Source organism: Mycobacterium sp. FW102-FHT13B02 (assembly GCF_058790275.1).
In genome coordinates this window covers 530047-538111 of sequence record NZ_JBYTCM010000002.1, presented here as the reverse complement: position 1 = coordinate 538111, position 8065 = coordinate 530047, and the positions used below count along the sequence as shown (strand labels likewise).

Genomic DNA, 8065 nt, shown 5'->3' with positions numbered 1-8065 from the left:
CTAACCGAAGATGACACGCCGCGACCCCACTCAAAACCCGAGTGCATCAACCACGCAACACAAAACGCAACAGCCACCTAGCGGGCCTTTTCGTGCATAAATGCCTAGCCGCGGTGCAGCGTGAGCAGGTGCTCGTAAACCTGGCCGTTGATCTGGTTGTGCTTGATCTCGTCGTCGGTCAGCTCACGCCGAATCTTGCCCGGCACTCCGGCGATCATCGTCCCCGGCGGCACCACAAACCCTTGCGGCACAACGGTTCCGGCCGCTACCAGCGAGCCGGCGCCGATCCGCGCGCCGTTGAGCACGATGGCGCCCATGCCCACCAACGCACCGTCCTCGACGGTGCAGCCGTGCAAGACCGCGTTGTGCCCGACGCTCACGCCCGCGCCGACCTTCACCGGGAAGCCCGGGTCGACGTGCGCGGTGCAGCCGTCCTGGATGTTGGTGCCCTCGCCGATCTCGATGGGCTCGAACTCGGCGCGCAGTGTCGCGCCGTACCAGATGCTGGCCCGCGCGGCGAGCGTCACCTGGCCGAGCACCGACGCGGTCGGCGCGACCCACGACTCGTCGTGCAGCTGTGGGGCGTGGCCCTGGATGGGAAGAATGAACGGTCCTGACATGCGCCACATGGTAGGTCGCGCGCCCGTCCGGACCAGAACGTGGCGCAATCTGTGCGGTTCGTGTCGGTTCTGCCACTGTTCTCCCGCAAGCATCACCGGCCACAGTGACGCGGTGACGCTCACCTCGACGACAGCGGCGCCGCCCCGTGCTGCGTGGGCGGTGGCTGCGGTCAGCTTCCTGGCCATCCTGTTACATCGGACGCGGGATTTCGCTCCTGCTGCTGCCTTCGCTGCTTTCCCCACACGCCGACCCGGGCACGTGGGTGTTCATCGTCTTCTACGGCCTGGACTGGGTTGCCACGGTGCCGCCCACGATCGCGCTGTGCCGCGACTACTTCGGCGATCAGTCCCTCGTGGTGTTCGGGTGGGTGTTTGCCGCGCATCAGGTCGGCGCGGCGGTCGCAGCGGCGACGGCCGGCTGGCTGCGCGACCTGCAAGGTAACTATGACCTGGCCTTTCAACTGGCCGCAGGCCTGTGCGCGGTCGCCGCGGCATTGTGCTTCAGCGTGCGAAAAGTGCAGGTCAGAACCGCCTGACCAAAGCGGACCGCCAGTAGCTGATTTTGCTGTTTCACAGCGCCAGCCATTACCATTCGACGGGCGCCACGCCCCGGATGGGGTCTCCCCGGTCGGGCGGGGTGCGCGTCATGAACAGCTGAGGAGCCGAACCATGAAGACTCGCACCAGCAGATTTCTGGGCGTAACCGCGGCCGTCGCCGCCCTGACCGCATCGCTGCCACTGGCAGTGTCCGCCTACGCAGACCCGCCGCCGCTGCCGCCGCCGACCAACAAGACGGTGGACCCGCAGGGCCCCGGCTGCGACAAGGTCAAGGCGGGCATGCCCGACCTGAAGACGTTGGTCAACAAGCCGGTGAGCGCCGTGCTGGCCAGCATTCCGTCGATCAGCACGTTCAACTCTGCGGTGTCCGGTGGCCTCAACCCCGCCGTGAACATCACCAGCGTGCTGGACAACGGCCCGTACGTGGTCTTCGCGCCCACCAACGACGCCTTCGCGGCGCTGGACCCGGCCAAGCTCGAGTCCTTGAAGGCCGACCCGGCTGCGCTGACCAGCCTGGACTACTACCACGTGTTCCTCGGCGTGCTGGGCAATGACACCGTCAAGGGCCAGCGTCCGACGCAGCAGGGTACCCAGATCAAGGTGACCGGCGACGGCGGCGACATCAAGATCAACGACAAGGCCAAGCTGGTCTGTGGCGCGATCGAGGCGAGCAACGCCCGCATCTACGTGATCGACTCCGTGCTGGACCTGGCTGATGCCCCGAGCCCGGTCACCGCCGCGGGCAGCGAGACCTCGACGTCGTCGACGTCCTCGACGTCGGCCACCACGACCACGTCGACCTCCGCGGCTCCGAGCGCCGCCGAGTCGTCGGCTACGTCTTCCGCGGCCCCGACCACCACGTCGGCCGCGCGGTAGCCAACCAGCTCAAAGAAATCGGCGCCCCTGCACCACGTTGTGCGGGGGCGCCGATTGGCTTTGGCGGGCCTACAGCCCGCGTCGGCTGAGCCGACTAGAGACCCAGATCGCGGCCGATGATGTCCTTCATGATCTCGGTGGTGCCACCGAAGATCGTCTGGATGCGGGCGTCGCAGTAGTCGCGGGCCACGCGGTACTCCATCATGTAGCCGTAGCCGCCGTGCAGCTGCACGCAGCCGTCGATGACCTTCTTGGCGGTCTCGGTGCAGAACCACTTGGCCTTGGCCGCTTCAACCGCCGACAGGTCGCCGTCGAGCACGCCCTCCAAGCACCGGTCGATGTACCGCTCGCACACGTCGAGTTCGGTGTCCATCTCGGCCAGCAGGAAGCGGTTGTGCTGGAAGCTGCCGATCGGCTGTCCGAAGGCCTTGCGGTCCTTGGCGTATTGCAGTGTCTGACGCCAGGATTCGCGCGCGCCGGCGATCGCCGAGATCGCGATGCCGAGCCGCTCGGACGGCAGGTTCTGCATCAGGTGGTAGAAGCCGCGGCCTTCCTGGCCGAGCAGGTTCGCCTGCGGCACCCGGACGTTCTCGAAGTGCAGCTCCGAGGTGTCCTGCGCGTGCAGACCCATCTTGTCGAGCTTGCGGCCCCGCTCGAAGCCCTCCATGCCGCGCTCGACAACCAGCAGCGTGAAGCCCTTGTGCCCGGCTTCGGGATTGGTGCGGCACACCACCACGACCAGGTCGCAGTTGATGCCCGACGAGATGAATGTCTTGGAGCCGTTGATGATCCAGTCGTCGCCGTCCCGCACGGCCGACGTGCGGATGCCCGCCAGGTCGCTGCCGGCACCGGGCTCGGTCATCGCGACGGCGAGGATCAGCTCACCGCTGGCGATGCCGGGCATCCACCGCGCCTTCTGCTCGTCGTTGGCGAGGTGCTTGAAATACGGTGCGACGACGTCGTTCTGGAGGCTCAGCGACGGCGCCGGGCCGCCGTAGCGGGCCAGTTCCTCATCGATGACGGCGTTGAAGCGGAAGTCGTCGGACCCGCCACCACCGAACTCCTCGGGCATGTTGAACCCGATCAGGCCGTACTTGCCGGCGGCGACGAACGCCGACCTGTCGACCATGCGTTGTTCTTCCCACTTCTCGGCGTTGGGGGCGAGCTCACGCTCGATGTACTGCCGGGTGGATTCCCGGAGCGCCTCATGCTCCGCTTCGAATACTGTCCGCTTCACGATTTCTTCTCCGTCACTTGGCTTTCCATACAGGCTGACGTTTCTGCGCGAACGCCAGCGGGCCTTCTTTGGCGTCCTCGGACTGCAGCAGCGTGACGAACTCGCGGTTGGTGCGCTTCCAGCCGTCCTTCTCGTCGGTCACCACGCCGTCGTCGGCGCCGTACGCCACCCGCTTGCTGGCCTGCACGGCCAGCGGCGCGTTGGAGGTGATCCGTTCCGCCAGTTTGAGTGCGGCATCGACGGCGCTGCTTCCTGAGCCGTCCGGCACCACCTGATTGATCAGGCCCCAGCGCAGCGCGTCGGCCGATGTCATGGGCTCGCCGGTGAACATCAGCTCCAGTGCCACCTTGCGCGGCAGTTGCTCGACGATCCGGAACACGCCACCCGCACCGGCGATCAGGCCCCGCTTCACTTCCGGCAGGCCGAATTTCGCGCTCTGCTCGGCGACCACGAGGTCGCTGGCCAACGCCAGTTCGGTGCCGCCACCCAGCGCGGTGCCGTTGACCGCCGCGATGGTGGGCTTGTCGATGAAGTGACTGACGTAACCGGCGAAGCCCCAGTCGGTGTGGTCGGGGTGGAAGAGGTTCTCGCCGCGCGAGAGCGCCTTGAGATCCGCACCGGCGCAGAACGATTTGTCACCGGAGCCGGTGATCACCACGGCCCGGATCTCGGGGTCGTCCTGCGCAGCCTGCAGCGCGTCCCCGACACCGATGCTGACGGCCTGGTTGACGGCGTTGCGGGCTTCCGGCCGGTTGATCGTGATCAGCAGGACGTTGCCCCGCCGCTCGGTCAGCGCGCCGGGTTCGGCGGAAACCGAGGTCACAACAGCTCCAGGATGGTCGCGTTGGCCTGGCCGCCGCCCTCGCACATGGTCTGCAAGCCGTACTGAATGTTGTTGTCCCGCATGTGATGCAGCAGGGTGGTCATGATGCGCGCGCCCGAGCCGCCGAGCGGGTGGCCGAGGGCGATGGCGCCACCGTTGGGGTTCAGCTTGTTCTCGTCGGCGCCGATGTCCTTGAGCCAGGCCATCGGAACCGGGGCGAAGGCCTCGTTGACCTCGAACACACCGATGTCGCCCACGCTCAGGCCGGACTTGGCCAGCGCCTTCTGTGTGGCGGGAATGGGAGCGCTCAGCATCAGCACCGGGTCCGCACCGGCCAGGACACCGGTGTGCAGGCGGGCAAGAGGCTTGAGCCCCAGCTCTTTTGCCTTCTCGGCGGACATGATCAGCAGCGCGGCGGAGCCGTCGGAGATCTGCGAGGAGTTACCGGCGTGGATGACACCGTCTTCCTTGAAGGCCGGCTTGATGGCGGCCATGGACTCGACGGTGCCGCCGCGGCGGATGCCGCCGTCTTCGGTGACGTAGCTGCTGTTGCCATCGGCATCCGCGACCTTGATGGCCGCGATCTGGTCCTTGAAAGCGCCGGCATCCTGTGCGGCAGCGGCCTTTTCGTGCGAGCGGAGGGAGAACTCGTCGAGCTGGGCGCGGGACAGGCCCCACTTCTCGGCCATCATTTCGGCACCGGTGCCCTGGTTGGGAGTCTGGTCATAGCGGGCACGGAAAGCCTCGGGGTACGGGTGCCCGCCATTGGCCAGCGACGATCCCATCGGGGTACGCGACATCGACTCGACACCGCCGGCGACGACGACGTCGTAGTGGCCGGCGACCACACCGGCGGCGGCGAAGTGCACGGACTGCTGGCTGGAGCCGCACTGGCGGTCGACGGTGACACCGGGGACGGTCTCGGGCCAGCCGGCGGTCAGCACCGCGGTGCGGGCGATGTCCAGGGCCTGCTCACCGGCCTGCATGACGCAGCCCCAGATGACGTCGTCGACGAGCGCGGGGTCGACGCCGGCACGCTGCACCAACGCATTGAGGACCTGCGCCGACAGCTCGGCCGGGTGCACACCTGACAGGGCGCCGTTGCGCTTCCCGATCGGCGACCGGACCGCCTCGACGATGACTGCTTCAGCCACGGACTTCTCCTTCAACGTTGAATTGACACCCGTAAACATGCTGTATCAGTGAACATAGAACAGTAGGTTTACTAGGTCAACCTACTAGTTGGTAGGCAAACGCCGTTTTCAGGAATGCACGGCCTGCGTCGCCGCACATGGTTTACTGAGTTGCCTAACACGAGGCCAGCGATTCGGTTCAAGGAGGGCCATAGATGGCGCAGACTCCGCCGTTGTCGCCGATGATCGACCCACGTACTGTGCCATCCGCGGCCAGCGGCCCCATCCGCTCCCCCAAGACCGCCGAACTGGTGGCCGGCACCTTGCGCCGCATGGTCGTCGACGGCCAGCTCAAGGAAGGCGACTTCCTGCCCAATGAGGCCGAGCTGATGGCGCACTTCGGGGTCAGCCGCCCGACGCTGCGCGAAGCCGTTCGCGTCCTGGAATCCGAACGCCTGGTGGAGGTGCGGCGCGGCTCTCGCACCGGCGCCCGCGTCCGCGTGCCCGGGCCCGAGATCGTCGCCCGCCCCGCGGGTCTGCTGCTGGAACTGTCCGGCGCGACCATCGCCGACGTGATGACCGCGTGGTCGGGCATCGCGCCGATTGCGGTGCGCCTGCTGACCGAGCAGGGCAACACCGCGGCCTTCGACGAGCTCGAGGTCATGCTGACCGAGTACGTCCCGACCGGATATGAAACCGGCCGGATGGCCGAGACCACGGGCGATTTCTACCGGCGGATGGTCGAGTTGTGTGGCAACGCGACGCTGAGGATCATCACCGGCATGCTGCAGGAGATCACCGTCCGGCACACCGCGTTCGCGATGCGGGAGAACCGGCCGATGTCCAAGTCGGACTACGACATCGTGATGCGGTCGCACAAGCGGTTGATCACCCTCATGCGGTCCGGCAATGCCGCTGCCGCCGAGGCGCACTGGCGCAAACACATCGAGACGGCGAACAGCCTGCTGTTCGCCGGCGTGGAGGACGTCAAAGTCCGCGACGTCATGCGCTAGTGACGTCGTACACCGGCACATCGTCGGCCCACGGCTGCCGCGTCACCATGTCCTTGACCTTGACGTAGCCACTTTCGAACTCGCCGGTGGCGGCGTCGACCAGGCGGTACTGCTGCGTCTGCCGATGGATGGGCTGCGCGTCCAGCATGACGATCCGCGCCTCGCCCGGCTCGAACCGGCAGCGCTCCTGCAGCGCCGCCACGAGTTGCTCGTTGGACATGTGGCCGTCGCCGAAGTTCCAGCCGATGGCGGTCGAGACGATGCGCTCGCCGTCGGTCAGGACATAGTCGTCCTCGTCGTACCCGGCCATCGCGCGGTGCGCGAGCGTGAACAGCGCACGGCCGTGGGTGTTGAAGGCGCGGAACGCATAGCCCATGTACATCGGGATCTGCGCGGCTTCCTTGCTGCCATAGAACTTCTCGAGCTGCGCGGCGGGCATGCTGGCGATCGCGACGATATTCTTCTCGATCTTCTCCGAGGCCGACGGCTTGAGGCACCACAGCGAGGTGTCCCAGTTGCCGGCGTAGTACCGCATGCCCGGCAAGAAAGACACCTTGCGCGGGAACAGGTTTCCGAGCACCACCGTGCCCGCGACGACCGCGAACAGCACGACGGGCCACGGTGAGGTCAGGTCCGTGATGCCGATGCCGGCGTGCCCGACGAACAAGGTCACGACGCAGAACATCATGAAGACGTTCCATTCCAGCGGCACACCCATCGGGATCGCCGACAGGATGCCGAAGTGGAAGCACAGCATGACGAACGCGGCGATATACGTCGGCCAGCCGCCGTGGCTGAAGAACAGCACCAGCGGCACCCCGCCCTCGATGACGGTGCTGAAGTGCGCCATGAACCGGGACGGGCGGCCGGGGCGCAAGTCGTCCGGGAAGTGTTCGAAGAACGCCCGTTTGATGAACTTGGGCCGCAGCACCGGGTTGTTGCTCATCATCGTGGAGATGACGAACGGGAAGTGATGGTTGAGCTTCGAGGTCGCGGCGCCCAGCCAGATCACCATGCACACCAGCTTCGCGGCGATGATCAGGTCGACACCGTAACCGGCGAACAGGAAGGCGACGGTGAACGAGCCGTAGACCTCGCCGCGGGCGGCCAGGAAGATCACCTTGTCCCGCAGGCCGGCCAGGGCGAGCACGCCCAGAATTGCCCAGATCTGCCACATGGGAAGCACGCCGACGGCGGTGTGCAGTCCAGGCGCCGGGCCGGTGCCGTCGGAGCAGAGGGCGACGACGAGCAGGACCAGCAGCGCGCCGTAGAGCAGCACATCCACGGGGGTCCGGGTATCGCCACGTGTCAGCGGGATGCGGCCGGGCCACGGTGGCAGACGAATGGTCTTCGGCCGCAGCCAGTACAGGATCGAACCCATGGGCGGGAAGAAGCGGTTGTTGAGCGGGCCGAAGCCGCAGCCGAGGCCGACGACCTCGAACAGCATGGTGTAGAGGACGACCTTCTCGAAGACGATCGGCTCGGTCCACCATGCCGCGACGTTGGTGAAACCGTCGATCCCCTTGGTGGACAACGCGACAAGCCAGCCACCGAGGACGTACAGGCCGATCTTGAGGACGTAGAACAGGTGCAGCGCCACTGGTGTGCCGAAGCCGGTCTCGGCCCAGTGCCGGGCCATCGGGACGATCTTCTGAGCCCGGGTGCCCTTGCTCCACTCCACGAAGTCGATGACGGGGGTGTCCTGTTTGAGAAAGCCCATACCCGTCAGACTAGAACGTGTTCTAGTCTGACGGAATCAGATCCCCACAGTTGATTCTGCGGTCAGGGCGCAAAAATTCGAGACA

Annotated in this window: 7 protein-coding genes and 1 pseudogene; 3 read left to right on the top strand and 5 right to left on the bottom strand. The window is 66.4% G+C overall.

The features are described 5' to 3' along the window. Nucleotides 1-104 precede the first annotated feature (104 nt). Nucleotides 105-620 carry a gamma carbonic anhydrase family protein gene (locus AC3WTE_RS05555; protein ID WP_492436255.1) on the bottom strand — a complete coding sequence of 172 codons (516 nt, stop codon included), beginning with the start codon at nt 618-620 and terminating at the stop codon, nt 105-107. 191 nt (nt 621-811) lie between these two features. Between AC3WTE_RS05555 and AC3WTE_RS05550 the strand changes: the two are divergent. Beyond that, a pseudogene (locus tag AC3WTE_RS05550) lies at nt 812-1156 on the top strand (MFS transporter); the annotation flags it as partial. A 133-nt stretch (nt 1157-1289) separates the two neighbouring features. After that, a complete protein-coding gene (locus AC3WTE_RS05545) occupies nt 1290-2054 on the top strand; it encodes a fasciclin domain-containing protein (RefSeq protein ID WP_459368590.1) in 765 nt (254 codons plus the stop codon). Between the two features lie 94 nt (nt 2055-2148). Here the strand turns inward: AC3WTE_RS05545 and AC3WTE_RS05540 are convergent, their stop codons facing one another. Genes AC3WTE_RS05540 through AC3WTE_RS05530 form a run of 3 tightly spaced genes read right to left on the bottom strand, consistent with a single transcriptional unit; the run spans nt 2149 to nt 5268 of the window. Continuing rightward, complete coding sequence (locus tag AC3WTE_RS05540) at nt 2149-3291, bottom strand: acyl-CoA dehydrogenase family protein (RefSeq protein ID WP_492436253.1); 1143 nt, start codon at nt 3289-3291, stop codon at nt 2149-2151. A gap of 13 nt (nt 3292-3304) precedes the next feature. After that, on the bottom strand, nt 3305-4114 hold the full coding sequence (locus AC3WTE_RS05535) for a crotonase/enoyl-CoA hydratase family protein (protein WP_492436251.1): 810 nt from the start codon (nt 4112-4114) through the stop codon (nt 3305-3307). Beyond that, nucleotides 4111-5268, bottom strand: coding sequence for a thiolase family protein (locus tag AC3WTE_RS05530; RefSeq protein WP_492436249.1), 1158 nt, complete (start codon nt 5266-5268; stop codon nt 4111-4113). The genes AC3WTE_RS05535 and AC3WTE_RS05530 overlap by 4 nt, the downstream gene beginning before the upstream one ends. Before the next feature lie 194 nt (nt 5269-5462). Between AC3WTE_RS05530 and AC3WTE_RS05525 the strand changes: the two genes are divergently transcribed. Beyond that, on the top strand, nt 5463-6260 hold the full coding sequence (locus tag AC3WTE_RS05525) for a FadR/GntR family transcriptional regulator (RefSeq protein ID WP_492436247.1): 798 nt from the start codon (nt 5463-5465) through the stop codon (nt 6258-6260). Here the strand turns inward: AC3WTE_RS05525 and AC3WTE_RS05520 are convergent. Continuing rightward, nucleotides 6250-7980, bottom strand: a complete 1731-nt coding sequence (locus AC3WTE_RS05520; protein ID WP_492436245.1) for a DUF3556 domain-containing protein — start codon at nt 7978-7980, stop codon at nt 6250-6252. The two genes, AC3WTE_RS05525 and AC3WTE_RS05520, sit on opposite strands and share 11 nt — an antisense overlap. Between the last annotated feature and the right edge of the window lie 85 nt (nt 7981-8065).

Coding starts and splice junctions, on each gene's coding strand:
- AC3WTE_RS05555 (WP_492436255.1), bottom strand. CDS start 620: ATGTCAGGACCGTTCATTCTTCCCATCCAGGGCCACGCCCCACAGCTG.
- AC3WTE_RS05545 (WP_459368590.1), top strand. CDS start 1,290: ATGAAGACTCGCACCAGCAGATTTCTGGGCGTAACCGCGGCCGTCGCC.
- AC3WTE_RS05525 (WP_492436247.1), top strand. CDS start 5,463: ATGGCGCAGACTCCGCCGTTGTCGCCGATGATCGACCCACGTACTGTG.
- AC3WTE_RS05520 (WP_492436245.1), bottom strand. CDS start 7,980: ATGGGCTTTCTCAAACAGGACACCCCCGTCATCGACTTCGTGGAGTGG.